We start from the raw sequence: 22,439 nt of genomic DNA on the forward strand, positions 1-22,439 counted from the left end.
CAGGCCCGCATGATATCCGCGAGGTATCCCCATGCCCACAGAAAACCGATCCAGCAACACCGAACAGATGGTCAGCGTGCCGCGCGATGAAGTCGAGCGCCTGGTGAAGCTGCTGCAGTACCAGGCTCATCCCTACCCCTCGCCTCATGCTGAGTTCTGGCAGGGCCTGCTTGATGCGCCAGCCGCCCAGCACCAGGGCGAGCAGGTTTCGCCATATCTTTGGGTGCGCGAAGAGAACGACTGCATCGAAGATTACACGCAAGATCCAAGCCTTGCGGAAGACTGGGCTCGAGATGAATGGCCTATTACCAAGCCTCTCTACCTCCACCCACCAACCTCCGACGGCTTCAGCGCCGGTGACATGGCCGACCAGGGTGCCAAGGCGTTCGCTGCGCGTGATCCGGAAGTTGAGGAGTTGCGCCGAGCGCTGGGCGGCATGCTCTTCGCCTTCGATGATGGCGTTGGGCAGGATTGGTCGAAGAGCCTGCTCGACTACGCCCGCAAGCTGACACCAGCGGTCGAGTTCAAGCCGGCTGAATGACCAAGGAGTACATTTGTACTCCGCGTGCGGTAGGGCTGACACTCGGCCAGCCCTATCAGCGTCTAACGGCAGCCTTACGCTGCAGCTGATGTGCCTTTAGAGGCTATATGCCTTGCCCGCTCTACGCCCCAAGCCAGTGCCCGCGTGATGTTTTCTCCTGGGCGTTTGGCATAGACCTCTTCGCGGATAGCATCGCCAGATGCAGCGTAAACGCCAATAAACATTTGTGTGGCACCTGTCCTCGACAGTCGAGCCTGTATATCAAAGGTGGTGCCGTCGGAAAGCGCCTCCTCGTGAGTTCTGCAATGGAGATGGACATCTGCCCAGTCCCAGTATTTTTGTCCTCTGGTTCGCATAACTACCTCCAGATTTACTTCTCCAACAAGAAATTTAGACCTTCAGATCGGTTACTTACCCAACTCAACTGATGAACGGGTCCCGATCAGGCTCTACCCCTACCCCCTCTATTTATTGCCGCGATATGGCGGCCAAGGAACCTGCATGCCTGCAAAACAGCATCCGCTCGACGTGCAGAGCGTTGGCGAAGACACCTACATCGTTATGAGCAAGGGTCATCACGACCTTGATCAGTTCATGGCCGCCGCCATCAAACGGTATCCAGGCTGGCCACTTGGCGGCCCCGTCCATGTCTGGATCAAGACAACCCCAGGCCGTGGCACTTATGACCGCATGTACAACCTGGTCCCCGAGGGCACTCGTGGATGTTGGCCAGCAACGTACTGCTACGAGTATGGCGACGGCTACGAGCGCTACAGCGGAGAGGTGAAACCATGAATAGGCGGAAAACACACTTCACCTACGGTGGATCGGGCGCACCACAAGAAGACGGCGACGAGTACGTTTTCTGCGGCACCAGCCTGATCGAGGGCGACTTCACGACCAAGGAAGGCATGGTCACCTGCAAGCGCTGTATCAAGGCATTGGCCGCTCACCATGAGGCGCATAGGAAGGACATGGAGAGCCGTAAGGCAGAGCTCTATGGCGAGGTTTGGGCGCTCGCCAAAAGCCTTGGCTGGATGAACGTGACGGATGCCCTGCGCCACGCAGGGCCTGCCGGAGACTATTACAAACAGTTACGCGAGGTGCGGCCATGACCCGCCTCGCCCTCTGCTTCCTGATGCTGGCCACCGGCGCCAGCGCAACCGAGAACGTCATCGACGTGCAGCACGACAGCCAACGCGGCGTCACCTGCTACCTGCTGAACGGGGTCGGCATCAGCTGTATCCCCGACAGCCAACTGCAGGCCGGCAACGAGCGCCAGCTCTCCCCGCACGAACAAGACACCCTTACCCCTGCAAAGGCACCAGTGCGCTGGAATGAAGAGAGGTATTCGCTGTGATCGATAAGGAGAAGCTGAAGGCTCTGGCTGAGGATGCGACGGGATTCACGGACATGAGCTTGCCGCCTGATGTAGTCCTAGCCTTGCTTGCGGAAATCGAACGGCTGCAGGGCCTTCAGCCTGTGCCCCCACCCCGCCCACCGGAAGGCGATGGCCTACCCCGATACGGTCTTCGCTGGAATGGACCAAGCAGCCCACTGGCGGTACCGATGGAGGACGGTTACTGGACGCCCTGGCATCTGGCTGACCAGTTCAAGGCCGAGAATGGGGCATTGCGCAAGGATGCCGAGCGGTACCGTTGGCTGTGCGACAGGTTCGGCATCACCAAACTGCCGTGCGCCGTAGAGCGCATCCTCGGCGGAGAGGTATATGTCGCCGATGGCAAAGTATCCATAGACGCCGCTGTCGACGCTGCAATGCAGGAAATCACGCCATGATCCTCCTACCCATCGCCGCCCCGCTCTACAGGGCTCGGTTCATTTGGAGGGGACCTTGACGTATGTGATGGCGTCGGAGAACTGCTTGGCCCGGTCGAGACTGAACGTTCTGATCGAGGCAAGGGGGCTGCCATCAATGGCGCGAACTATCACCACGAATCGGTTACTTCGACCGCGCTTCTGGTAGAGCGTCACTTCGCCTATCGAGTTGAGATAAATGCGGCGACTGGCTTCCCGTGTGACAACCGTGCTGTTTCCTACTGCGAGAGCGCCAGATCCAATTGGAACTGCAGAACCGACACTGCTGCCCTGAGAAATGACGCCGTCCGAAAGAATTATGACCTTGTCTGTGACCAAGACCGATTGCGGGCGGGACTTCTTGCTGTAGTCCTCGAAGAAGGCTTGCTCAATCACCTCCACGGCATGGGCTCTGTCCGCTATGTGCGATCCAGACGGTGTGTAGGCCAGCCTTTGGCTACCGCAACCAGCAAGCACCGCAACTAAGAGCGCAATGCCGGCCCATTTAATCGACTTGGACATTCAGACGTCCTTCCCGGATGGCGAAAAGCCGCAGCTTACCCTTCCCCAATTTAACTATCCATCCACCTCTGCCGCCATGCGCGGCGTGGAGCCTATCCCATGGAAACCGAAATTCTCTCGGAGAAAGAACTGGCCGAGCTGACCGGCTACAAGGCCAGGGGCTACCAGCGCCGCTGGCTTGAAGAGCGCCAATGGCACTTCGTCGAAAGCCGTGGTGGCCGCCCTCTGGTTGGCCGGCAGTACGCCCGAATGAAGCTAGGCATCACCCTTCAAGTGCTGCCAGTAGCACCCCCGCCTCTGCCGGTACCGGCATGGACGCCTGATATTTCGAAGGTTAGGTGATATGCGCCCCCGGAAGAACGAAAACAGGGACTTGCCGCCGGGCATGTACCGGCGCAAGCGCAGCAGCAAAAGCAAGAAGAACCCGAAAAAAGAGTGGATCAGTTACATCTACCTGGACAAGTCAGGCAAGCCAATCCCCCTGGGCACCGACCTGAACTTGGCCAGGCTGAAGTGGGCCGAGTTGGAAGCCAAGGAGAAGCCGCGCGATCTCCTTCAAATGAAGTCGGTCTTCGATCGATATGAACGAGACATCATCCCCAAGAAGGCACCGCGCACGCAGAAAGACAACCTGGCGGAGCTTCGCCAACTTCGGCCTTTCTTCGATGGAGCCCCTATAGACGCCATCACGCCGTCGCTTGTCGCCCAGTACAGGGATGCCCGATCGGCACCTGTCCGGGCGAACAGGGAGATCGCCCTTCTATCCCACATCTACAACATGGCGCGCGAGTGGGGCCTCTCTACTAAGGAAAACCCGTGCCAGGGTGTGCGCAAGAATAAGGAGAAGCCGCGCGACTTCTATGCAAACGATTCGGTCTGGAAAGCTGTGTATGCCAAAGCGGTGGATGAATTGAGGGTGGCCATGGATTTGGCGTATCTGACGGGCCAGCGTCCAGCGGACGTACTGGTGATGAGGAAGGACGACATCGAGGACAACGCTCTCGGCGTGACGCAGAAGAAGACCCACAAGAAGCTGCGGATCATGCTTGAAGTGGACGGAGCGGAAAGCGGTCTTGGCGTCCTCATCGGGGAGATCCTGAAGAGAAACGAAGCACACACATCACCGTACCTGATCCTGACGGATGGCGGGCTACGAGTGACAGCGTCGATGCTTCGGCGGCGCTGGGATGATGCCCGGGAGGAGGCTGTGAAGGAAGCGACAGCCTCCGGCGACCAGGTCCTGGCCGGCCGCATCAGTCAGTTCCAGTTCCGTGACATACGCCCCAAGGCCGCATCGGAAATCACTGATGTGGAGCACGCCAGCCTGTTGCTTGGACACACAAAAGGCGACATCACTGAACGGGTTTACCGGCGCGTAGGAGCACTGGCGAAGCCCACTAAGTAGCCGAAGTTTTGTCAGCGCTGACAAAATAAACCATTCCCAAGGGTGTTCCCATGGGTGGTTTTTCCATACCCCAGAAACGCAAAAAGCCCTGAATAATCAGGGCTTTGAAAGTGGCGGAAGCGTAGAGATTCGAACTCTAGGATAGTTGCCCATCGACGGTTTTCAAGACCGTTGCCTTAAACCACTCGGCCACGCTTCCTCGTATTGCGGGCGTCATAATACCGAAATGAAACAAGCTGTCAAACTCTCTGTATAGCTGGGTTGCAGTCCTCTGTTATGATCTTTGCATCTGAACGTTTCAAACCCACAGGAGTGTCGCCATGCGCGAACAGGATTACGCCGTCAATCACGGCCAGCAGGTCGAGCAGCAAGAGGTCAGCCGGGTCCTGCGTAATACGTACGGTCTGTTGGCCATCACCCTCGCCTTCAGTGGCCTGATGGCCTTCGTGGCGCAACAAATGCGCGTCGGTTACCCGAACATCTTCGTGGTGCTGATCGGCTTCTATGGCCTGTTCTTCCTCACCAACAAACTGCGTGATTCGGCCTGGGGCCTGGTGTCTACCTTCGCCCTCACCGGTTTCATGGGCTTCATCCTCGGCCCTATCCTCAACCGTTACCTGGGCATGGCCGGTGGCGCCGAGGTGGTCAGTTCGGCCTTCGCCATGACCGCGCTGGTGTTCGGTGGCCTGTCGGCCTATGTGCTGATCACCCGCAAGGACATGAGTTTCCTCGGCGGTTTCATCACCGCCGGCTTCTTCGTCCTGATGGGCGCGGTGCTGGCCAGCCTGTTCTTCCAGATCAGCGGCCTGCAGCTGGCGATCAGCGCCGGTTTCGTGCTGTTCTCGTCGGTCTGCATCCTGTTCCAGACCAGCGCGATCATTCACGGTGGCGAGCGTAACTACATCATGGCAACCGTCAGCCTGTATGTTTCGATCTACAACCTGTTCGTCAGCCTGCTGCAACTGTTCGGCTTGATGGGTCGGGATGACTGATCAAATGCTTGGTAGTTTGTGAAAAAGCCCGCTTCGGCGGGCTTTTTCATGGCTGATGATTTTTCGCGGGGCACGCCCGTTCCAAGTGCATCGCGGCTTCCTGCACCCTGCAATAGCACGTAGAATGCGCTCCTTTTTTCTTCCGGGGCAGCACTCCCATGAGTTCAATCGAGCAAGGACCCGGCGCACCCGCGCAGGCCAATGAACTGGTCCTCGGCCTTGAAGACCGGCCGCGGCCACTGATCGCGATGCTGGCAGCACTTCAGCATTTGCTGGCGATCATTGTGCCGATCGTGACGCCGGGCCTGCTGATCTGTCAGGCACTGGGGGTTTCGCCACGGGACACCAACCTGATTGTGTCGATGTCGCTGGTGATTTCCGGGATCGCTACCTTTGTCCAGTGCCGGCGCTTCGGGCCATTCGGCGCCGGGCTGCTGATTGTCCAGGGCACCAGTTTCAACTTTGTCGGACCGTTGATCGCCGGTGGCGCGCTGATGGTCAAGCAAGGTACGCCGGTTGAAGCGGTAATGGCGGCGATTTTCGGCGTGGTCATCGCCGGCTCTTTCGTCGAAATGGGCATTTCGCGCATTCTGCCGTTCGTCAAACGCCTGATCACCCCGCTGGTGACCGGTATCGTGGTGTTGATGATCGGCCTGACGCTGATCAAGGTCGGCCTGATCAGCATGGGCGGTGGTTTTGCTGCCATGAGCAACGGCACCTTCGCCAATGGCGAGAACCTGCTGCTGTCGGGGGTGGTGCTGGCCATTATTGTGGTGCTCAACCGTATCCCTGTGGTGTGGATGCGCAGCTGCGCTATTGTCATTGCCCTGGCCGTGGGTTACGCCCTGGCCGGCTACCTGGGTCGCCTGAACTTCACCGGCATGCACGAAGCCGAACTGTTCCAGGTGCCGATGCCGCTGCATTTCGGCCTGGGCTTCTCCTGGGCGCTGTTCATTCCGATGCTGGTGATCTACCTGGTGACTTCCCTGGAAGCCATTGGTGACGTCACCGCTACCAGCAAGGTCTCGCGCCAACCGGTCGAAGGCCCGCTGTGGATGCAACGGATCAAGGGCGGCGTGTTGGTCAATGGCGCCAATTCGCTGCTGGCCGGGGTGTTCAATACCTTCCCAAGCTCGGTCTTTGCCCAGAACAACGGAGTGATTCAGCTGACCGGTATCGCCAGCCGTCATATCGGGGTATGGATCGCGGCCATGCTGGTGATCCTCGGCCTGTTCCCGAGTGTTGCCGGGGTGATCCAGGCGGTACCGGAGCCGGTGCTCGGCGGTGCGGCGATGGTGATGTTCGGTGCGGTGGCAGCTTCGGGGATCAACATTCTGGCCAGCATCAGCCTGGATCGCCGGGCGCTGCTGATTATTGCTGTGTCGCTGGCGTTGGGCCTGGGCGTGGCGCAGGTGCCGGAGTTCCTTGCGCATATGCCGTCGGCGCTGCGCAATGTGCTGGAGTCGGGTGTGGCGACCGGGGGGATTTGTGCCTTGGTGCTGAACTGGTTCTTGCCGGAGCATAAAGAGAAGGTTTGAGTAGGTTGGGGTAATCGCGGGGCAAGCCCGCTCCTACCAGAGCGCCACCCACAAAACAGAAGCCCGCAGCCGTTGCGGGCTTTTTGCTTTATTATTGGCGCAGTTTTGCTGAATGAGCCTTCCATGAAGTTCGCCATTGCGGTTTTTTCTCCGGCCCATGCGCCCTCCTCGCGCCGCGCCCTGCGCTTTGCCCAGGCGGTGCTGGCCAGCGGACACCAGATTGTCCGGTTGTTCTTCTATCAGGACGGTGTGTACAGCGCCTCAGGCAATGTGGTCACGCCCCAGGATGAACTGGACCTGTCCGCCGAGTGGCGCGCGTTCGTCAGTGAGCAGCAGCTCGACGCCGTGGTGTGCATCGCCGCTGCCTTGCGCCGTGGCGTGCTCAATGCCGAAGAAGCCCAACGCTATCAGCGCCCGGCGGTAAACCTGCCGGCGCCATGGGAGCTGTCCGGCCTTGGCCAGTTGCATGATGGCGCGCAAAACGCCGACCGGTTGATCTGCTTTGGAGGCGATTGAGATGGCCAAGTCCTTGCTGATTATCAGCCGTCAGGCGCCCTGGGCCGGTCCGTCGGCCCGCGAAGCGCTGGATATTGCCTTGGCCGGTGGCGCCTTCGATCTGCCGCTGGGCATGCTGTTTCTCGATGACGGAGTGTTCCAGCTCGCGCCCGGGCAGCAACCCGCTCAGTTGCAACAGAAGAACCTGGCCGCCAATCTGCAGGCCCTGCCGATGTTCGGTGTCGAAGAGCTGTTTGCCGCCCGCAGCAGCCTGCAGGAGCGTGGCCTGGCCGTGGAGACCCTGAGCCTGCCCGTGCAGGTGCTGGATGACGCCGCGCTGGCCGCGCTGATCGACCGTTTCGACCAGGTGGTAACCCTTTGATGAGCACCTTGCACGTAATTTCCCACTCGCCCTTCGGCGACAATCGCCTGAGCAGCTGCCTGCGTCTGCTCGGCAACGAGGATGGCCTGTTGCTCTGCGGTGATGCGGTGTATGCCCTGCAGCCCGGCAGCGCACCGCTGGCCAGCCTGCATGCAAGCAACCTGCAAGGTCGCCTGTTCGCCCTTGAAGAGGACCTGCAAGCACGCGCTATCAGCGCAGGCGACAACACTCAGGTCATCGACTACCCGGCCTTTGTCGCCCTGTCGCTGGACTACGACAAGGTCAACAGCTGGCTATGAGCACCCTGACTGTCGGCGAGCGCAGCATCGCCTTGGACAAGGATGGCTACCTGGTGGAACTCAGTGACTGGTCCGACGAGGTCGCTACCGCCCTCGCCGCCCACGAGCAGCTGGAACTGACCCCCGAACACTGGGAAGTACTGACGCTGTTGCGTGCGTTCTACCAGGAGTTCGAGCTGTCACCGGCGACCCGCCCGCTGATCAAGTACACCGCACTCAAGCTGGGCCCGGAAAAAGGCAACAGCATGCACCTGAACCGCCTGTTCAAAGGCACTCCCGCCAAACTCGCCGCGAAGCTTGCGGGCCTGCCGAAGCCGACCAATTGCATATGACCGACCCTCGCCCGCTGATCACCGAAACCCCGGCCGAACATCCCTTTGCCCAGTTCGTGCGCATCCTTGGCAAGGGCAAGCGTGGTGCCCGCAGCCTGAACCATGAGGAAGCCCGTGAAGCCATGGGTATGCTGCTCGACGGCAAAGTCGAGGAAACCCAGCTGGGCGCCTTCCTGATGCTGCTGCGCCACAAGGAAGAAAGCCCCGAGGAACTGGCCGGTTTCACCGAGGCGTTGCGTCAGCGCTTGCACGCGCCGCAGATTGCGGTAGACCTCGACTGGCCGAGCTATGCCGGCAAGAAACGCCACCTGCCCTGGTACCTGCTGGCCGCCAAGTGCCTGGCCGCCAACGGCGTGCGCATTCTGTTGCATGGCGGCGGCGCTCATACCGCAGGACGACTGTTTACCGAACAGGTGCTCGAACCGCTGCAGATCCCCCTCTGCCGTGACTGGGCTGCTGTGGCACAGGCGCTGGACAACCATCAGCTGGCGTTTATCCCGCTGCAGGATTGGGCACCGCATCTGCAACGGATGATCGACCTGCGCAATACCCTGGGCCTGCGCTCGCCCATCCACTCCCTGGCCCGGGTGCTCAATCCGCTGGGCGCACGCTGCGGCCTGCAAAGCATCTTCCACCCGGGCTACCAGGCGGTGCATCGCGAAGCCAGCCGGCTGCTCGGCGACACTGCTATCGTGGTCAAGGGCGATGGCGGCGAAATCGAGATCAACCCGGACACCAGCAGCCACCTGTATGGCACAGCGGACGGCATTGAGTGGGACGAAGAATGGCCAGCCCTGGCAGCCCAGCGCCATGTCAAACCGGCAAGCCTTGATCCTGGGCATCTGCTGAGCGTGTGGCACGGTGAAGCCCGCGACAGTTATGGTGAGCTCGCCGTGGTTGCGACCATGGCCTTGGCCTTGCGCGGGCTAGGTCGCAACCGCGATGACGCCTTTTTACAGGCGCAACGTTACTGGGATCAGCGTCAGGCGTAAGAGAACCCATCAATAAAATCGATTACACAGACGCAGACTTTGCGCTATTCGTTCGAACTCCAGCCCGTACACTGAACTCTATACTCGAACGAATCGCCAAGGAGCTCAGCATGGGCCTGTTGATCGACGGACGCTGGCATGACCAGTGGTATCAGAGCAGTAAAGACGGCGCGTTCCAGCGCGAAAGCACCCAGCGACACAATCAACTGCCGGCTGCCGAGGCTGGGCGCTATCACCTGTATGTATCACTGGCCTGTCCCTGGGCCCACCGCACCCTGATCTTTCGCAAGCTCAAGGGCCTGGAAAGCCTGATCGACGTGTCAGTGGTCAGCTGGCTGATGGGCGAAAACGGCTGGACCTTCGAACAGAGCCAGGGATCTACAGGCGACAAGGTCGAACACCTGGACTTTCTGCATCAGCGCTACACCCGCGACGACCCGCACTATAGCGGTCGCGTCACCGTACCGGTGCTGTGGGACAAGCAGGAACAGCGCATCGTCAACAACGAGTCGGCGGAGATCATCCGCATCTTCAACCGCGCTTTCGACGACTTGACCGGCAATTGCCTGGACCTCTACCCCGAGCCACTGCAAGCCGAGATTGATGCGCTCAACGAGCGGATCTACCCGGCAGTAAACAACGGTGTGTACCGCGCAGGCTTTGCCACCTCGCAGCAGGCGTACGAGCAGGCGTTTGATCAAGTGTTTGCCGAGCTCGACTGCCTGGAACAGCATCTGGACGAACGACGCTATCTGGCCGGTGAATACCTGACCGAAGCGGACTGGCGACTGTTCACCACGCTGATTCGTTTCGATGCGGTGTACCACGGGCACTTCAAGTGCAACCTGCGACGCCTGGCCGATTATCCGAATCTGTCGAACTGGCTACGGGAGCTGTATCAGTGGCCGGGGGTAGCCGAGACGGTGAACTTCGAGCATATCCAGAAGCACTATTACATGAGCCACAAGACCATTAATCCGAACGGGATTGTGCCTAAAGGGCCGTTGCAGGGCTTTGCGCTGGGGCATGATCGGGAGAGGCTGGCAGGGAAAGGGATCTGGATCAAGACCGAGGTTTGAGGTAGTACTTGCTGGCCTCATCGCCGGCAAGGCCGGCTCCTACAATGGTTGGCGTGATGCACAACCCTGCAGAAGCAGGCATTGCCCGCGATGCTTTTCAGCCTTGAGAACCTTCGAACCAGGCCAGCTTTTCGCGCAACTGAACCACTTCGCCGACGATCACCAAAGTCGGTGCATGGACTTCATGCTCGGCCACCAGCGCCGGCAGGTCAGCCAGCGTACCGGTGAACACCCGCTGGTTCGGCGTGGTGCCCTGCTGGACCAGCGCTGCCGGCGTATCAGCGGCGCGACCGTGGCGAATCAGCTCGGCACAGATGGTCGGCAAGCCAACCAGGCCCATGTAGAACACCAGGGTCTGCGCCGGTGCCACCAGATCATCCCAAGGCAGGTTGCTGGTGCCGTCCTTGAGGTGGCCGGTGACAAAGCGCACCGACTGGGCGTAATCACGATGGGTCAGCGGAATCCCGGCATACGCCGAGCAACCGCTTGCTGCGGTGATACCTGGCACCACCTGGAAAGGTATGCCCTGCTCGGCCAACTCCTCGATCTCTTCGCCACCACGGCCGAAGATGAACGGATCACCGCCCTTGAGGCGCAACACGCGCTTGCCCTGACGCGCCAGGGTGACCAGTAGCTGGTTGATCTGATCCTGCGGCACGGCGTGGTCAGCGCGACGCTTGCCGACGTAGATGCGCTCGGCATCACGGCGGCACAACTCGATGATCGCTGGCGCGACCAGACGGTCGTAGAGCACCACGTCGGCCTGCTGCATCAAGCGCAAGGCGCGGAAGGTCAGCAGGTCCGGATCACCCGGGCCCGCACCGACCAGATACACCTCACCTGGCGCCTGATAGCTGGCACCGTCGATCTTGGCCTGCAGCAAGCGCTCGGCTTCAGCGCCCTGCCCGGCCAGTTGCCGCTCGGCGATCGGGCCCTGGAACACATCTTCCCAGAAGCCGCGACGCTGATTGACGTCCGGATAGAGTGCCTTGACCTTGTCGCGAAAGCGCGCACCCAGCCCGGCCAGCTCGCCATAAGCGGCCGGAATCCAGGTTTCCAGCTTGGCCCGGATCAGCCGCGCCAGTACCGGCGCATCGCCGCCGCTGGACACTGCCACGACCAAAGGTGAACGGTCGACAATGGCCGGGAAGATCACTGAACACAGGGCCGGCGCATCGACCACATTGACCGGTACGCAACGCTGATGAGCATCCGCCGAGACCTGGGCGTTGAGCGCCTGGTCGTCGGTGGCGGCAATAATCAGCTGGCAACCGTCGAGGTCGCCCGGTTGATAGCCACGGCTGAAAATTTCACCACCGCTGTGCCGGACAAGCTCGGCCAGTTGCACTTCGATCTCGGGCGCGACCACCCGTAGCACCGCCCCGGCATCGGCCAGCAGACGCGACTTGCGCAGGGCAATCTCGCCTCCGCCGACAACCAGCACACGGCTGCCGCGCAGTTTGTGGAACAGCGGCAGGAATTCCATTTAACCGATGACCTCCAGGCCACCCATGTACGGCTTGAGCACCTCCGGTACACGGATCGAACCGTCGGCCTGCTGGTAGTTTTCCAGCACCGCCACCAAGGTGCGACCCACCGCCAGGCCCGAACCGTTGAGGGTGTGGACCAGCTCCGGCTTGCCGGTTTCCGGGTTGCGCCAGCGTGCCTGCATGCGGCGCGCCTGGAAGTCACCACAGTTGGAGCACGAGGAGATCTCGCGGTACTTGTCCTGGCTTGGCACCCAGACTTCCAGGTCGTAGGTCTTGACCGCGCTGAAACCCATGTCGCCAGTGCACAGCGCCAATACCCGGTATGGCAGCTCCAGGGCCTGCAACACGCGCTCGGCGTTGGCCGTCAGGCCTTCCAGGGCTTGCATGGACTTGCCCGGTTCGACGATCTGGACCATCTCGACCTTGTCGAACTGGTGCTGGCGGATCATGCCGCGGGTATCACGGCCCGAGGCACCGGCTTCACTGCGAAAGCACGGAGTGTGAGCGACGAACTTGACCGGCAGTTGCTTGGCATCGAGGATCTCGCCGGCAACGATGTTGGTCAGCGACACTTCGGCTGTCGGGATCAGGTAGAAGTCGGCCTCGCCGTCGCGGCTGATCTTGAACAGGTCTTCCTCGAACTTGGGCAACTGACCGGTGCCTTGCAGCGCCGGGGCTTGTACCAGGTACGGGGTGTAGGCTTCTTCGTAGCCATGCTCGCTGGTGTGCAGATTGATCATGAACTGCGACAGGGCGCGGTGCAGGCGCGCGATCGGGCCACGCAGCAGGGCGAAACGGGCGCCCGACAGTTTGGCTGCGGTTTCAAAATCCAGGCCGCCGCTCAACTCGCCGAGGGCAACGTGGTCCTTGATCTCGAAGTCGAAGTTGCGCGGGGTGCCCCAGCGGCGTACTTCAACGTTGTGATCTTCATCGGCGCCGACTGGCACGCTTTCGTCCGGCAGGTTAGGAATTTCCAGCAGGATCGAGTCCAGCTCGGCCTGAATGCCGTCCAGCTCGACCTTGCCGCTGGCCAGTTCATTGGCCATGCGCTCGACATCGGCCATCAGCGGCGCGATGTCTTCGCCACGGGCCTTGGCCTGGCCGATGGACTTGGAACGGGCGTTACGCTCGGCCTGCAGTTGTTCGGTACGGGTCTGCACCACCTTGCGGCGTTCTTCCAGTGCCTCGATGCGCGCGACATCCAGGCTGAAGCCACGGGAGGCCAGGCGGTCCGCCACTTCCTGAAGTTGGCCGCGTAACAGTTTGGAATCGAGCATATCGTTCTCTCGTTGGTTCAGAATTTGGTCAAAGACAGGCCGGCCCAGGTTGCGAGCAGCCCGCCAAATACGCTGAGCCCGGCATAACCGAAGGCCAGCGGCGCCTGTCCGCTTTCGAGCAGGCGCAGGGTATCCAGTGAAAAGGATGAAAAAGTCGTCAGACCGCCGAGAAAACCGACGATCAAGCCCGCACGCAGTTCGACCGGCACCAGCGGGCGATGTAGAAACAACCCGTATAGCAGGCCGATCAGCAGGCAGCCAATCAGATTGACCGCCAGCGTACCGAGATAGAAGTGGCGTGGCCAGTGGGCATTGACCCAATTGGCCGTGGCAAAGCGCAGCAAGGTCCCGGCAATGCCTCCCGCGCTGACCGCGGCGATCACGGCAATCACGGTTTTCTCCGCTGCCGCGGGCTGTTGCGGTCGAGTTCGGCCAGGTACTTGAGCTTCTCGCCGATCTTCAGTTCCAGGCCGCGAGGCACCGGCTGGTAGTACTGGCGTGGTTCAAGGTTGTCGGGGAAATAGTCTTCGCCAGCGGCGTAAGCATCCGGTTCGTCGTGGGCGTAGCGATACTCGTCGCCATAGCCTAATTGCTTCATCAGCTTGGTCGGCGCATTGCGCAGGTGCAGCGGCACTTCCAGCGAACCATGCTCGCCGGCTTCGCGCAGGGCAGTCTTGAAGCCCATGTACACCGCGTTACTTTTCGGCGCGCAGGCCAGGTAGGTGATGGCCTGAGCCACTGCCAGCTCGCCTTCGGGGCTGCCCAGACGCTCTTGAACGTCCCAGGCCGCCAGGCACAGACTGAGGGCGCGGGGGTCGGCGTTACCGATGTCTTCGCTGGCCATGCGCACCACGCGCCGGGCGATGTACAGCGGGTCGCAACCGCCGTCGAGCATGCGTGCAAACCAGTACAACGCGCCGTCGGGATTGGAGCCGCGCACCGACTTGTGCAGCGCCGAAATCTGGTCGTAGAAGGCCTCACCACCCTTGTCGAAACGACGGCGACTGTCACCGAGCAGGCTCTGCAGCAACTCGACGCCGATTTCGCTGCCGTCTTCGGCCAGGTCAGAAGCGTTTTCCAGCAGGTTGAGCATGCGCCGACCATCGCCATCGGCGGCGGCCATGAGCATCTTGAAGGCGTCGTCGCCCAGACGCAGTTGGCGCTTGCCCAAGCCGCGCTCTTCAGTCAGGGCCCGCTGCACCAGCTTGTGCAGCGCCGGCTCGTCGAGGCTTTTGAGCACATAGACCCGCGCCCGCGACAGCAGCGCGTTATTGAGCTCGAACGATGGGTTTTCAGTAGTAGCACCGATGAAAATCAGCGTGCCGTCTTCAACATAGGGCAGGAAGGCATCCTGCTGGGACTTGTTGAAGCGGTGCACTTCATCAACGAACAAGATCGTGCGCCGCCCGTACTGCCCGGCCTGCTGCTTGGCGATTTCCACCGCGTGGCGGATTTCCTTGACCCCGGCCAGCACCGCCGAAACGGTCTCGAAGTGGGCGTCACAAAACTGCGCCAGCAGCCGCGCCAGGGTGGTCTTGCCGACCCCGGGCGGGCCCCAGAAGATCATCGAGTGCAGCGCACCCTGCTCCAGTGCCTCGCGCAGCGGCTTGCCGCGGGCCAGCAGGTGCTCCTGGCCGACGTACTCGTCCAGGTTGGCCGGACGCAAGCGCGCGGCCAGGGGCTGGGCTACGGGGTCACTACGAAACAGGTCCATGGACGGCGCTACTACCTCTTACTCGGAAATGACATCCGCGCCTTTCGGGATATCAAACTTGAACTTGCTCGCCGGGATTGCCACGTTGGCTTTAACCCCGGTAAACAGGATGTTAGTACGCTGGCCGACGCTGTCGATCAGCTGCATGTCATTGACCAGGCCTTTGCGGAACGAAAGACGCAAAGAGTCGAACAGAGTGTCCTTGGTTTTCGGCTTGAGGGTGAAATCCATGACGTCGCCCTGCTCCTTGGAAGTGATATCGAAGCTCTGGCTGATCTTCGATACATCGCCGGACAGCAGCAGTGCCGGGGTCTCGGTCAGGCGCTGGTCAAGCTTCTTGATGGTCGCCTGCTCCAGGTCCGGGTCCCACAGGGTGACCGTCTTGCCATCCGAGACTACCACCTGCTCCTGCGGTGCATCAGTGTGCCAGTAGAACAGGCCAGGACGCTGCACCGACATCTGCCCCGCCGTTTCCTGAAGACTGGTGCCACTGGCATCCAGGGTCAGCTGGGAGAATCGGGCCTCGATGGTTCTGGATTTTTCCAGCAACTGGGTCAAGCGCGCCACATCCTGCTCGCCGGCAAATACCGAAGCGCTGGACAGGGCCATAGCGGAAACCAACAGCATGCGAATCAGGCGCATGGAAATCCTCGTTGCAGTATGAATGGGCCCGTGGCCGTCACTGGCCACAGGCTGGGTAGTTCATCAGTCGCGGGACGGCCCGGGGGCAATCACTTCACGCGAGCCGTTGGAGTTCATGGCGGTGACGACACCGGCCATTTCCATTGACTCGATCATCCGCGCGGCGCGGTTATAGCCGATTTTCAGCTTGCGCTGCACGGCGGAGATGGAAGCGCGACGGCTTTCCAGTACGAATTGTACGGCTTCATCGTATAGCGCGTCGGTTTCAGCATCATCACCGTCACCGCCACCACCGCCGTCGAAACCGCTACCGGCCTCTTCGACACCGTTGAGGATGTCGTCGTTGTAGTCCGGAGCGCCACGCAGCTTCCACGCCTCGACCACCCGATGGACTTCTTCGTCGGAAACGAAGGCGCCGTGTACACGGATCGGCAGGCTGGTGCCCGGTGGCATGTAGAGCATGTCACCGTGGCCGAGCAACTGCTCGGCGCCACCCTGGTCGATGATGGTCCGCGAGTCGATCTTGCTCGACACCTGGAAGGCCATACGGGTCGGGATGTTGGCCTTGATCAGACCGGTGATCACGTCCACCGATGGCCGTTGGGTCGCGAGAATCAGGTGGATGCCAGCGGCTCGGGCCTTCTGGGCGATACGGGCGATCAGCTCTTCGACCTTCTTGCCGACGATCATCATCATGTCGGCGAATTCGTCGACCACCACCACGATGGTCGGCAGGGTTTTCAGCAGCGGCGGCACGTCATCCATGCTTTCGCGCTTGAACATCGGGTCGTAAATCGGCTCGCCGGCTTCTTCGGCGTCTTTGACCTTGCGGTTGAAGCCCGCCAGGTTACGCACGCCCATGGCCGCCATCAGCTTGTAGCGCCGCTCCATCTCGGCAACGCTCCAGCGCAGGGCGTTGGCGGCGTCCTTCATGTCGGTGACGACCGGGCAAAGCAGGTGCGGAATGCCTTCGTAGATCGACAGCTCGAGCATTTTCGGGTCGATCATGATCAGTTTGGCGTCTTCCGGGCCGGACTTGAACAGGATCGACAGGATCATGGCGTTGACCCCCACCGATTTACCGGAACCGGTAGTACCTGCCACCAGCAGGTGCGGCATCTTCGCCAGGTCAGTGATCACCGGCTTGCCGCCGATGTCGTGCCCCAGGGCCATGGTAACTGGCGATTTGGCTTCGTCGTACTGCGGCGACGACAGCACTTCGGAGAAGCGCACGATCTGCCGGTCTTCGTTGGGAATCTCGATACCGACGGTGGTCTTGCCGGGAATCACTTCAACCACCCGCACGCTGGTCACCGCCAGAGAACGGGCCAGGTCTTTTGCCAGGTTGGCGATACGGCTGACCTTGACGCCGGCGGCTGGCTGGATTTCGTAACGGGTGATCACTGGGCCGGGGTGGATGGAGTCCACCGAGACTTCAACGCCAAATTCCTTGAGTTTGATTTCCAGCAGGTGACCGACACCAGCCAGGGATTCGGGCGAGTAATTGACCTGCTTCTTCTCGGCAGGGTCGAGGATCGAGATCGGCGGCAGGGTACCTTCGATGGCACTGTCGACGAACAGCGGCGCCTGTTTTTCTTTCTGCACACGCTTGCTCGGCTCAGGCACTTTGACCGGAGCCGGCATGATCACCGGCGCGGGCTGCTGCGCGCGCTCGGCGACATGCTTGGTCAGGGCCTGGTCACGCTCGAGGATGCGCTCCTTGGCCTTGGCCTGCTCACGACGATCCGCCGCCACCGGGGCCACCACGTCATGGACCTGGTCGTCGACTTCACGCAGCTGCGCCACCAGGCGCTTACGCTCATTGCGCGCGGCCCACCAGCGATTGGCGGCGCCCTGGAACAGCTCAAACAGATCGAGGGTGATCTTACCGGTCACGTCCATGACCTTGAACCAGGACAGGTCGGTAAACACGGTCAGGCCGAACAGGAACAAGGCAATGAACATCAGGGTGCTGCCCTGCACGTTCAAGGCGTTCTTGGCCAGGTCGCCCAGGCTTTCGCCCAGCGCGCCACCGGCCGAGGCTGGCAGGCTGGCCGCCGAATGGAAGTGAATATGCGCCAGCGCCGCGCCCGAGAGCACCAGGAACACCAGGCCGATCAGGCGCCAGGAGAACAGCCAGCCGCTCCACTGCCAGGGCTGGTGACGCTCGCGGAAGATCTGCCAGGTCTTGATCGCCAGCAACAGCGGGAAAATGTAGGCGAAATAGCCCAGCACCATGAACAGGATATCGGCGAAGTAGGCACCGGCACGTCCGGCGGCATTCTGCACCTGCTCGACGTTGCTGGTGTGGCTGAAGCCCGGATCGGCCTGATCGTAGGTCAGCAGCGCCATCCACAGGTACAGGCACAGCGCCCCCATGGCGATCAGCGCGCCTTCCTTGAGGCGATAATGCAGCTGCTGGCGCCACAGCGGCACAGGCAAGGGATTCGATGTTGCGGTGGATTTCTTCAAAACGCGTCTATTCCTGCGCTCAATGCGCGTCCAACAGTGATTGACCTAATTAAACAGTCAACAAACCACTACTTTTAACATTACTGCCCGCCTACCGCCATGGCGGCACGCCAGAAAGAAGCGTAAACGGGGGCCAATTTCCTATATCGCAATTTGAGCACGCATTTTCTTTTGTGACAAAGGCTTATGCGGTGTTTTTGTGCAAGTGTGACAACAAAGCTCCATGCAAGTTGCGAAGGCTCTGGAATGGAGCGATGCTGGGCGCCCTCCCCTACTCCGCCATTAAACGACGATGCTGACCTGGTTGAGCCGCAACTCCCTGACTTTCCCAGCGCTGGATAAGGCCATGCGCGACCCCAACGGCCTGCTTGCCGCTGGCGGCGACCTCAGCGCCGAGCGCCTGGTGCAGGCCTACCGCCATGGCTGCTTCCCCTGGTACCAGGACGGCCAGCCGATCCTCTGGTGGTCACCCGACCCGCGCACTGTGCTGTTTCCCGACGAGTTGCATGTGTCACGCTCGTTGCGCAAGTTCATTCGCCAAGGCCACTACCAGGTCAGCTTCGACCAGGACTTTGCCGCGGTGATTGCCGCCTGCGCCGCCCCCCGCGACGATGCCGACGGCACCTGGATCACCGACAGCATGCAGGCGGCGTACCTCAAGCTGCATCAACAGGGCATTGCCCACTCGGTTGAAGTGCGTCAGGACGGTGAATTGGTCGGTGGCCTGTACGGCCTGGCCATGGGCCGGCTGTTTTTCGGCGAGTCGATGTTCAGCCGCGCCGACAACGCGTCCAAGGTAGGTTTCGTGACCCTGGTCGAACACCTGCAGCAGGCCGGGTTTATCCTGATCGACTGCCAGATGCCGACCGATCACCTGCACAGCCTGGGAGCCCGGGCCATTGCCCGGGCAACCTTTGCCGACTACCTGCAGCGCTACCTGGACCAACCCAGCAGCGCCAGCTGGGTTTGCTAGGCGAGTTTTTCCAGCTGGCTTACACTTAAATCTAAAGCACCTCCCGAGGGGTTGATCATGACAGAGCTGGCGCGGTTGAAGTTTTATGCCACTCAACCCCATTCCTGCAGCTACCTGCCAGACGAGCAAGCCACCACGCTGTTTCTCGACCCGAGCCAGCCGATGGATGTGAATGTCTACGCAGACCTGTCGGAAATGGGCTTCCGGCGTAGCGGCGACCACCTGTATCGCCCACACTGCCAAAACTGCAACGCTTGCGTGCCGGCGCGGATCCCGGCTGCGCGCTTTTTACCCAATCGCCAGCAGAAACGCATCCTCAAGCGCAATGCCGACCTGACCGTCATAGCCGCACGCCCGGCGTTCAAGGAAGAGCACTTCGAACTGTACCGGCGCTACATCGAGCAACGCCACGCCGACGGAGACATGTACCCGCCCAGCCGCGACCAATTTGCCACCTTCCTGGTCCGCGACCTGCCGTTTTCACGCTTCTACGAGTTCCGCCTGGATGGCCGCCTGGTCGCCGTTGCAGTCACCGACCTGCTGCCCAATGGCCTGTCGGCGGTCTACACCTTCTACGACCCCGACGAAGAGCGCCGCAGCCTGGGCCGCTTCGCCATCCTCTGGCAGATCAGCGAAGCCGTGCGCCTGGGACTGGACGCGGTCTACCTCGGTTACTGGATCAAAAACTGCAAAAAGATGAACTACAAGACCCAGTACCGCCCCATCGAGCTGTTGATCAATCAGCGCTGGGTAAGCCTGAACTGAAATCATTGGCTTGAAGCCCATTTTTCGGGCACAATGCACGCCACTTTTTTTGCCTGGCGCAGTTGTGCACCGGGCCATTAACTGGACACCGAGGGCTTTACTGCATGTCGAAAGAAGACAGCTTCGAAATGGAAGGCACTGTCGTCGACACCCTGCCCAACACCATGTTCCGTGTGGAGTTGGAAAATGGGCACGTCGTTACCGCGCATATCTCCGGAAAAATGCGCAAGAACTACATTCGTATCCTGACTGGTGACAAGGTCCGCGTCGAACTGACGCCTTACGACCTGAGCAAGGGGCGCATCACCTACCGCGCCCGCTAAGCGTCACCAACAAAAACGCCCGGCTATATGCCGGGCGTTTTTGTTGCTCCATCCTGACGACCAAGGGAGCGGATTCATCCGCCCCCACACCTCTTGTCAGGCCATCTCGGCCGTGGTCTCGAAGTCGAACACCAGCTCGCCATCGCGAATGTCGATGTGCACCACACCGCCATGCTCGGCCAGCTCGCCAAACAGGATCTCCTCGGCCAATGGCCGCTTGATCTTGTCCTGGATCAGCCGCGCCATTGGCCGCGCGCCCATCTGCGCATCGTAACCACCAGCGGCCAACCACCCCCGCGCCGCATCACTCACTTCCAACAGGACACGCTTGTCTTCCAGTTGCGCCTGCAGCTCAGTAAGGAACTTGTCCACCACACTTTTGATCACTTCGTGACTCAGGCGACCAAACTGGATAATAGTGTCCAGACGGTTGCGGAACTCCGGCGTAAAGCTCTTCTTGATCACTTCCATGGCGTCGGAAGAGTGATCCTGCTGAGTGAAGCCAATCGAGGCTCGCGCAGCGGTTTCAGCACCGGCGTTGGTAGTCATGATCACAATAACGTTGCGAAAGTCCGCCTTGCGCCCGTTGTTGTCGGTCAGGGTGCCGTGGTCCATTACCTGCAGCAGCAGGTTGAAGACTTCCGGATGAGCCTTCTCGATCTCATCGAGCAGCAATACGCAGTGCGGCTGCTTGGTAATAGCCTCAGTGAGCAAACCACCCTGATCGAAACCGACATAGCCTGGAGGCGCACCGATCAAACGCGATACGGTATGGCGCTCCATGTACTCGGACATGTCGAAGCGCACCAGCTCGACGCCCAGGGCCTTGGCCAGCTGACGAGCCGCCTCGGTTTTACCTACACCGGTAGGCCCTGCGAACAGGAACGAACCGACAGGCTTATCAGGCGACTTCAGGCCGGCACGCGACAGCTTGATCGCAGTCGCCAGCGAATCGATCGCCGCATCCTGACCGAACACCGTCAGCTTCAGGTCACGCTCAAGGTTACGCAGCAGCTCCTTGTCGGAACTGGTGACGTGTTTCGGTGGAATCCGCGCGATTTTCGCGACGATGTCCTCGACTTGTGGCACATCGATACGCTTGACGCGCTTCTCCACCGGCTGCAGGCGCTGGTAGGCACCGGCTTCGTCGATTACATCGATAGCCTTGTCGGGCATGTGCCGATCATTGATGTAGCGCGCCGCAAGCTCTGCAGCGGCACGCAAGGCCTCATCACTGTACTCGATGTTGTGATGAGACTCGAAACGCCCCTTGAGCCCACGCAGGATACCTACGGTGTCTTCCACCGATGGTTCGCTGACATCGACCTTCTGGAAGCGCCGCGCCAAAGCACGATCCTTTTCGAAGATTCCGCGAAATTCCTGGAAGGTGGTCGAACCGATGCAACGGATATCACCCGAAGACAGCAGCGGCTTGAGCAGGTTGGAGGCATCCATAACTCCACCGGACGCCGCACCGGCACCGATGATGGTGTGGATCTCGTCGATGAACAGGATCGCCTGCGGACGTTTGCGCAGCTCGTTGAGCAGCGCCTTGAAGCGCTTCTCAAAGTCACCGCGGTACTTGGTACCGGCCAGCAAAGCGCCCAGGTCCAGGGAGTAAACCACGCTTTGCGCCAGCAGGTCAGGCACCTGGCCGTCGACAATGCGCTTGGCCAGGCCTTCGGCGATGGCCGTCTTGCCGACACCAGCCTCACCGACCAGCAGCGGGTTGTTCTTGCGCCGACGAGCGAGGATCTGCGCCACACGCTCGACTTCGAGTTCGCGACCGACCAACGGGTCGATCCGCCCTTGACGGGCCTGCTCGTTGAGGTTGCTGGCATAGGCATCCAGTGGATTGCCCGACGATGAAGTCTCGCCGCCATCCTCATCCTGCATATCCTGCTCGCCCTCGGAGTGTTCACCATGGCCCGGCACCTTGGAGATGCCATGGGCGATGTAATTGACCACGTCGATACGTGCCACGCTCTGCTGCTTAAGCAGGAACACGGCCTGACTTTCCTGTTCGCTGAAAATCGCTACCAGCACATTGGCGCCGGTGACTTCACGCTTGCCCGAGCTCTGGACATGGAAGACTGCGCGCTGCAATACACGCTGGAAGCCCAGGGTTGGCTGGGTTTCACGATCCTCGTCATGCACGGGAATCAACGGCGTGGTGGAGTCGATGAACTCCTGCAGGTCGTGTTTGAGTTTATCGAGGTTCGCGCCGCAGGCGCGCAGAACAGTCGCGGCGGCCTCATTATCCAATAGCGCCAGCAGCAGGTGCTCGACAGTCATGAACTCATGACGCTTCGAGCGTGCCTCCTTGAAGGCCAGATTGAGGGTGACTTCGAGCTCGCGGTTTAACATAGCTTCACCTCATACCCAAGTGGT

27 protein-coding genes and 1 tRNA gene are annotated in these 22,439 nt (G+C 60.7%); 18 read left to right on the forward strand and 10 right to left on the reverse strand.

All coding sequences use genetic code 11. The features are described from left to right. Positions 1 to 31 precede the first annotated feature (31 nt). Positions 32 to 541, forward strand: a complete 510-nt coding sequence (locus ACRESH_RS00360) for a hypothetical protein (RefSeq protein ID WP_431740067.1) — start codon at positions 32 to 34, stop codon at positions 539 to 541. A gap of 74 nt (positions 542 to 615) precedes the next feature. Here the strand turns inward: ACRESH_RS00360 and ACRESH_RS00365 are convergent, their stop codons facing one another. Then, positions 616 to 897 (reverse strand): hypothetical protein, encoded by a 282-nt coding sequence (locus ACRESH_RS00365; protein WP_431740068.1) that lies wholly within the window; start codon positions 895 to 897, stop codon positions 616 to 618. 145 nt (positions 898 to 1,042) lie between these two features. On the opposite strand from ACRESH_RS00365, the gene ACRESH_RS00370 reads away from it, so the two are divergent. The 4 genes from ACRESH_RS00370 to ACRESH_RS00385 are packed head-to-tail and all read left to right on the forward strand — an operon-like array spanning position 1,043 to position 2,338. Next, entirely contained in the window at positions 1,043 to 1,336 is a 294-nt protein-coding gene (locus ACRESH_RS00370; RefSeq protein WP_431740069.1) for a hypothetical protein, read from the forward strand. Further along, positions 1,333 to 1,656 carry a hypothetical protein gene (locus ACRESH_RS00375; RefSeq protein ID WP_431740070.1) on the forward strand — a complete coding sequence of 108 codons (324 nt, stop codon included), beginning with the start codon at positions 1,333 to 1,335 and terminating at the stop codon, positions 1,654 to 1,656. The genes ACRESH_RS00370 and ACRESH_RS00375 overlap by 4 nt, the downstream gene beginning before the upstream one ends. Then, positions 1,653 to 1,901, forward strand: a complete 249-nt coding sequence (locus ACRESH_RS00380) for a hypothetical protein (RefSeq protein WP_431740071.1) — start codon at positions 1,653 to 1,655, stop codon at positions 1,899 to 1,901. The genes ACRESH_RS00375 and ACRESH_RS00380 overlap by 4 nt, the downstream gene beginning before the upstream one ends. Then, the gene (locus ACRESH_RS00385; protein ID WP_431740072.1) at positions 1,898 to 2,338 is read left to right on the forward strand and encodes a hypothetical protein; all 441 of its coding nucleotides are present in this window, start codon (positions 1,898 to 1,900) and stop codon (positions 2,336 to 2,338) included. Before ACRESH_RS00380 ends, ACRESH_RS00385 begins: the two co-directional genes overlap by 4 nt. Before the next feature lie 39 nt (positions 2,339 to 2,377). Here the strand turns inward: ACRESH_RS00385 and ACRESH_RS00390 are convergent, their stop codons facing one another. After that, positions 2,378 to 2,878, reverse strand: coding sequence for a hypothetical protein (locus ACRESH_RS00390; RefSeq protein WP_431740073.1), 501 nt, complete (start codon positions 2,876 to 2,878; stop codon positions 2,378 to 2,380). Positions 2,879 to 2,977: 99 nt separating this feature from the next. Here ACRESH_RS00390 and ACRESH_RS00395 point away from each other — a divergent pair, with 99 nt between their 5' ends. Together ACRESH_RS00395 and ACRESH_RS00400 are read left to right on the forward strand one after the other, a co-directional pair. Next, complete coding sequence (locus ACRESH_RS00395; RefSeq protein ID WP_431740074.1) at positions 2,978 to 3,220, forward strand: DUF4224 domain-containing protein; 243 nt, start codon at positions 2,978 to 2,980, stop codon at positions 3,218 to 3,220. 1 nt (position 3,221) lies between these two features. Then, on the forward strand, positions 3,222 to 4,283 hold the full coding sequence (locus tag ACRESH_RS00400) for a tyrosine-type recombinase/integrase (RefSeq protein ID WP_431740075.1): 1,062 nt from the start codon (positions 3,222 to 3,224) through the stop codon (positions 4,281 to 4,283). Positions 4,284 to 4,394: 111 nt separating this feature from the next. Here ACRESH_RS00400 and ACRESH_RS00405 read toward each other — a convergent pair. Then, positions 4,395 to 4,482: transfer RNA gene (locus ACRESH_RS00405), tRNA-Ser, on the reverse strand. 121 nt (positions 4,483 to 4,603) lie between these two features. On the opposite strand from ACRESH_RS00405, the gene ACRESH_RS00410 reads away from it, so the two are divergent. From ACRESH_RS00410 to ACRESH_RS00445, 8 genes are all read left to right on the forward strand, one after another. After that, positions 4,604 to 5,275: a Bax inhibitor-1/YccA family protein gene (locus ACRESH_RS00410; protein WP_400171834.1), complete on the forward strand. Its 672-nt coding sequence runs from the start codon at positions 4,604 to 4,606 to the stop codon at positions 5,273 to 5,275. A 158-nt stretch (positions 5,276 to 5,433) separates the two neighbouring features. Beyond that, on the forward strand, positions 5,434 to 6,813 hold the full coding sequence (locus tag ACRESH_RS00415; RefSeq protein WP_431740076.1) for a nucleobase:cation symporter-2 family protein: 1,380 nt from the start codon (positions 5,434 to 5,436) through the stop codon (positions 6,811 to 6,813). Positions 6,814 to 6,936: 123 nt separating this feature from the next. Beyond that, positions 6,937 to 7,329: a sulfurtransferase complex subunit TusD gene (gene tusD, locus ACRESH_RS00420; RefSeq protein ID WP_431740077.1), complete on the forward strand. Its 393-nt coding sequence runs from the start codon at positions 6,937 to 6,939 to the stop codon at positions 7,327 to 7,329. 1 nt (position 7,330) lies between these two features. After that, the gene (tusC, locus tag ACRESH_RS00425) at positions 7,331 to 7,690 is read left to right on the forward strand and encodes a sulfurtransferase complex subunit TusC (protein WP_431740078.1); all 360 of its coding nucleotides are present in this window, start codon (positions 7,331 to 7,333) and stop codon (positions 7,688 to 7,690) included. Then, positions 7,690 to 7,989, forward strand: a complete 300-nt coding sequence (gene tusB / locus ACRESH_RS00430) for a sulfurtransferase complex subunit TusB (RefSeq protein ID WP_431740079.1) — start codon at positions 7,690 to 7,692, stop codon at positions 7,987 to 7,989. Before tusC ends, tusB begins: the two co-directional genes overlap by 1 nt. After that, positions 7,986 to 8,321: a TusE/DsrC/DsvC family sulfur relay protein gene (locus tag ACRESH_RS00435; RefSeq protein WP_431740080.1), complete on the forward strand. Its 336-nt coding sequence runs from the start codon at positions 7,986 to 7,988 to the stop codon at positions 8,319 to 8,321. Before tusB ends, ACRESH_RS00435 begins: the two co-directional genes overlap by 4 nt. Further along, positions 8,318 to 9,313 carry a glycosyl transferase family protein gene (locus ACRESH_RS00440; protein ID WP_431740081.1) on the forward strand — a complete coding sequence of 332 codons (996 nt, stop codon included), beginning with the start codon at positions 8,318 to 8,320 and terminating at the stop codon, positions 9,311 to 9,313. Before ACRESH_RS00435 ends, ACRESH_RS00440 begins: the two co-directional genes overlap by 4 nt. Before the next feature lie 110 nt (positions 9,314 to 9,423). Then, a complete protein-coding gene (locus tag ACRESH_RS00445; protein WP_431740082.1) occupies positions 9,424 to 10,392 on the forward strand; it encodes a glutathione S-transferase family protein in 969 nt (322 codons plus the stop codon). Between the two features lie 97 nt (positions 10,393 to 10,489). On the opposite strand, the gene cysG is transcribed toward ACRESH_RS00445, so the two are convergent. From cysG to ftsK, 6 genes are all read right to left on the reverse strand, one after another. After that, a complete protein-coding gene (gene cysG / locus ACRESH_RS00450; protein ID WP_431740083.1) occupies positions 10,490 to 11,878 on the reverse strand; it encodes a siroheme synthase CysG in 1,389 nt (462 codons plus the stop codon). Beyond that, positions 11,879 to 13,159: a serine--tRNA ligase gene (serS, locus tag ACRESH_RS00455; RefSeq protein ID WP_431740084.1), complete on the reverse strand. Its 1,281-nt coding sequence runs from the start codon at positions 13,157 to 13,159 to the stop codon at positions 11,879 to 11,881. It abuts the gene before it with no gap. Positions 13,160 to 13,176: 17 nt separating this feature from the next. Continuing rightward, entirely contained in the window at positions 13,177 to 13,551 is a 375-nt protein-coding gene (crcB, locus tag ACRESH_RS00460; protein WP_431740085.1) for a fluoride efflux transporter CrcB, read from the reverse strand. Continuing rightward, complete coding sequence (locus tag ACRESH_RS00465; RefSeq protein ID WP_431740086.1) at positions 13,548 to 14,873, reverse strand: replication-associated recombination protein A; 1,326 nt, start codon at positions 14,871 to 14,873, stop codon at positions 13,548 to 13,550. Before ACRESH_RS00465 ends, crcB begins: the two co-directional genes overlap by 4 nt. Before the next feature lie 18 nt (positions 14,874 to 14,891). Further along, positions 14,892 to 15,515: an outer membrane lipoprotein chaperone LolA gene (gene lolA, locus ACRESH_RS00470; RefSeq protein WP_431740087.1), complete on the reverse strand. Its 624-nt coding sequence runs from the start codon at positions 15,513 to 15,515 to the stop codon at positions 14,892 to 14,894. Positions 15,516 to 15,578: 63 nt separating this feature from the next. Continuing rightward, positions 15,579 to 17,987 carry a DNA translocase FtsK gene (gene ftsK, locus ACRESH_RS00475; RefSeq protein WP_431740088.1) on the reverse strand — a complete coding sequence of 803 codons (2,409 nt, stop codon included), beginning with the start codon at positions 17,985 to 17,987 and terminating at the stop codon, positions 15,579 to 15,581. A gap of 292 nt (positions 17,988 to 18,279) precedes the next feature. Between ftsK and aat the strand changes: the two genes are divergently transcribed. From aat to infA, 3 genes are all read left to right on the forward strand, one after another. Then, entirely contained in the window at positions 18,280 to 18,960 is a 681-nt protein-coding gene (gene aat / locus ACRESH_RS00480) for a leucyl/phenylalanyl-tRNA--protein transferase (RefSeq protein WP_431740089.1), read from the forward strand. A gap of 57 nt (positions 18,961 to 19,017) precedes the next feature. Then, complete coding sequence (locus ACRESH_RS00485) at positions 19,018 to 19,725, forward strand: arginyltransferase (protein WP_431740090.1); 708 nt, start codon at positions 19,018 to 19,020, stop codon at positions 19,723 to 19,725. A gap of 104 nt (positions 19,726 to 19,829) precedes the next feature. Beyond that, positions 19,830 to 20,048: a translation initiation factor IF-1 gene (gene infA, locus ACRESH_RS00490; RefSeq protein ID WP_002553999.1), complete on the forward strand. Its 219-nt coding sequence runs from the start codon at positions 19,830 to 19,832 to the stop codon at positions 20,046 to 20,048. A gap of 96 nt (positions 20,049 to 20,144) precedes the next feature. Here the strand turns inward: infA and clpA are convergent, their stop codons facing one another. Continuing rightward, positions 20,145 to 22,415, reverse strand: a complete 2,271-nt coding sequence (clpA, locus tag ACRESH_RS00495; RefSeq protein ID WP_431740091.1) for an ATP-dependent Clp protease ATP-binding subunit ClpA — start codon at positions 22,413 to 22,415, stop codon at positions 20,145 to 20,147. Between the last annotated feature and the right edge of the window lie 24 nt (positions 22,416 to 22,439).

Source organism: Pseudomonas sp. (genome assembly GCF_050739775.1).
In the GTDB taxonomy this organism is placed as follows: domain Bacteria; phylum Pseudomonadota; class Gammaproteobacteria; order Pseudomonadales; family Pseudomonadaceae; genus Aquipseudomonas.

Coding starts and splice junctions, on each gene's coding strand:
- ACRESH_RS00465 (WP_431740086.1), bottom strand. CDS start 14,873: ATGGACCTGTTTCGTAGTGACCCCGTAGCCCAGCCCCTGGCCGCGCGC.
- ACRESH_RS00360 (WP_431740067.1), top strand. CDS start 32: ATGCCCACAGAAAACCGATCCAGCAACACCGAACAGATGGTCAGCGTG.
- ACRESH_RS00395 (WP_431740074.1), top strand. CDS start 2,978: ATGGAAACCGAAATTCTCTCGGAGAAAGAACTGGCCGAGCTGACCGGC.
- ACRESH_RS00375 (WP_431740070.1), top strand. CDS start 1,333: ATGAATAGGCGGAAAACACACTTCACCTACGGTGGATCGGGCGCACCA.
- aat (WP_431740089.1), top strand. CDS start 18,280: ATGCTGACCTGGTTGAGCCGCAACTCCCTGACTTTCCCAGCGCTGGAT.
- lolA (WP_431740087.1), bottom strand. CDS start 15,515: ATGCGCCTGATTCGCATGCTGTTGGTTTCCGCTATGGCCCTGTCCAGC.
- ACRESH_RS00365 (WP_431740068.1), bottom strand. CDS start 897: ATGCGAACCAGAGGACAAAAATACTGGGACTGGGCAGATGTCCATCTC.
- tusB (WP_431740079.1), top strand. CDS start 7,690: ATGAGCACCTTGCACGTAATTTCCCACTCGCCCTTCGGCGACAATCGC.
- cysG (WP_431740083.1), bottom strand. CDS start 11,878: ATGGAATTCCTGCCGCTGTTCCACAAACTGCGCGGCAGCCGTGTGCTG.
- ACRESH_RS00445 (WP_431740082.1), top strand. CDS start 9,424: ATGGGCCTGTTGATCGACGGACGCTGGCATGACCAGTGGTATCAGAGC.
- clpA (WP_431740091.1), bottom strand. CDS start 22,415: ATGTTAAACCGCGAGCTCGAAGTCACCCTCAATCTGGCCTTCAAGGAG.
- ACRESH_RS00435 (WP_431740080.1), top strand. CDS start 7,986: ATGAGCACCCTGACTGTCGGCGAGCGCAGCATCGCCTTGGACAAGGAT.
- ACRESH_RS00485 (WP_431740090.1), top strand. CDS start 19,018: ATGACAGAGCTGGCGCGGTTGAAGTTTTATGCCACTCAACCCCATTCC.
- ACRESH_RS00370 (WP_431740069.1), top strand. CDS start 1,043: ATGCCTGCAAAACAGCATCCGCTCGACGTGCAGAGCGTTGGCGAAGAC.
- infA (WP_002553999.1), top strand. CDS start 19,830: ATGTCGAAAGAAGACAGCTTCGAAATGGAAGGCACTGTCGTCGACACC.
- ACRESH_RS00440 (WP_431740081.1), top strand. CDS start 8,318: ATGACCGACCCTCGCCCGCTGATCACCGAAACCCCGGCCGAACATCCC.
- ACRESH_RS00380 (WP_431740071.1), top strand. CDS start 1,653: ATGACCCGCCTCGCCCTCTGCTTCCTGATGCTGGCCACCGGCGCCAGC.
- serS (WP_431740084.1), bottom strand. CDS start 13,159: ATGCTCGATTCCAAACTGTTACGCGGCCAACTTCAGGAAGTGGCGGAC.
- tusD (WP_431740077.1), top strand. CDS start 6,937: ATGAAGTTCGCCATTGCGGTTTTTTCTCCGGCCCATGCGCCCTCCTCG.
- ACRESH_RS00400 (WP_431740075.1), top strand. CDS start 3,222: ATGCGCCCCCGGAAGAACGAAAACAGGGACTTGCCGCCGGGCATGTAC.
- ACRESH_RS00415 (WP_431740076.1), top strand. CDS start 5,434: ATGAGTTCAATCGAGCAAGGACCCGGCGCACCCGCGCAGGCCAATGAA.
- ACRESH_RS00410 (WP_400171834.1), top strand. CDS start 4,604: ATGCGCGAACAGGATTACGCCGTCAATCACGGCCAGCAGGTCGAGCAG.
- tusC (WP_431740078.1), top strand. CDS start 7,331: ATGGCCAAGTCCTTGCTGATTATCAGCCGTCAGGCGCCCTGGGCCGGT.
- ACRESH_RS00390 (WP_431740073.1), bottom strand. CDS start 2,878: ATGTCCAAGTCGATTAAATGGGCCGGCATTGCGCTCTTAGTTGCGGTG.